1 protein-coding gene and 1 pseudogene are annotated in these 1,344 nt (G+C 75.6%); both read right to left on the minus strand.

What is annotated here, in order from left to right; all coding sequences use genetic code 11:
- Nucleotides 1-4 precede the first annotated feature (4 nt).
- Nucleotides 5-592: pseudogene (locus tag LCE31_RS38920) on the minus strand (TIGR04282 family arsenosugar biosynthesis glycosyltransferase); the annotation flags it as partial.
- A complete protein-coding gene (locus tag LCE31_RS38925) occupies nt 589-1,302 on the minus strand; it encodes a glycosyltransferase family 2 protein (protein WP_225022958.1) in 714 nt (237 codons plus the stop codon). The gene LCE31_RS38925 and the pseudogene LCE31_RS38920, both read right to left, overlap by 4 nt.
- Nucleotides 1,303-1,344 lie beyond the last annotated feature (42 nt).

Consider the following 1,344-nt stretch of genomic DNA (forward strand, 5'->3'; position numbering starts at 1 on the left):
CCCCCCCCCCCGGCGCGCCGGCGCCGCCCGGGGCGGCCGCGGGCGCGCTGGGTGGGGTGCTCCCCCGCGCGGGCAGGTCCCGCACCCTCAGCCCGGCGTCCGTGAGCCTGGCCCGCTGGGCCGCCCCGGTCCACGCCACCGACATCGGCACGCCCCGCACCAGCGACGGCTCCGGGCTCGCCAGGCCCAGCGCCCAGAACCCGCCGTCGAGAGCGGGCCCGAACCACGCGTCGCAGTCCTGCCAGGCGTCCGGGCCGAGGGCGGGGGCGAGGAGTCCGGCACTGACCTGCGGCGTGTCCATGCCGATCAGCAGAGCGGGACCTGCGCATGCCTCGAACGCCGCCGCGATCCGCTCGTCAAGTCCGCCCGCGCACTGGGGCACCACATCGAATCCAGGGGGCAGCCAGGGGCCCCGACACCCCTCCAGTACGAGCACCCGGCGCGTCGCGGGCGCGGCGGCCACGGCCGCCAGCGTGTCGGCGAGCGACGCCTCGGCGAGCGCCGCGGCCTCCCGTGGTGTGAAGGGCGGTGTGAGCCGCGTCTTGACCCGGCCGGGAACCGGCTCCTTGGCGATCACCAGCAACGAGGTCATCGGGTGACGACCCCCTCGGGCGCGACCGTTCGCGGCAGGGCAGGCTCCGCGAGGACGCCGCGCATGTCACGTACCGCGTGCCAGGTGCCGCGCCACGTGCCGGTCACCTTGGACTTCCCGGCGCGGGGGAGATACGGCACTTCGCGCTCCTCGATCCGCCAGCCCGCGTCCGCCGCCCTGACCACCATCTGGAGCGGATAGCCGCTGCGCCGGTCCGTCAGCCCGAGCTCCAGCAGGCCGGTGCGGCGCGCGGCACGCATCGGCCCCAGGTCGCGCAGGGCAGTGCCCGTCCTCCTGCGGATCATCCGGGCCAGCGCCGCATTGCCGGCCCTGGCGTGCAGCGGCCAGGCCCCGGCCGTGGTCGGACGGCGCCGCCCCAGGACCAGATCGGCCCCACCGTCCGCGATGCGGTCCACGAAGGCGGTCAGGAGACCGGGATCGAGGGACGCGTCGCAGTCGCAGAAACAGACGAACTCGGCGTCGGACGCGCACAGTCCGGCGTGGCAGGCGGCGCCGAACCCGCGCCGGGGTTCGTGCACGACCGTCGCTCCGAGTCGCGCGGCGACCTCGGCCGAACCGTCGGAGGAGCCGTTGTCCACGACGAGCGCCCGCCACCCTTCGGGGACCCGGGCCAACACCCAGGGCAGCGCCTCGGCTTCGTCGAGACAGGGCAGAACGACATCGACCGCAGGGCCTGTCGCAGAGGTCATGTGTGTATCACCGCAGCAGATCGGAGGGGATGGGGGTGGGGG

It is taken from the genome of Streptomyces sp. 8L, from assembly GCF_020176795.1.
GTDB lineage: Bacteria > Actinomycetota > Actinomycetes > Streptomycetales > Streptomycetaceae > Streptomyces.

What these genes read in the sequence shown, in the direction of transcription:
- LCE31_RS38925 (WP_225022958.1), bottom strand. Translation starts at nt 1,302, where the DNA reads ATGACCTCTGCGACAGGCCCTGCGGTCGATGTCGTTCTGCCCTGTCTC.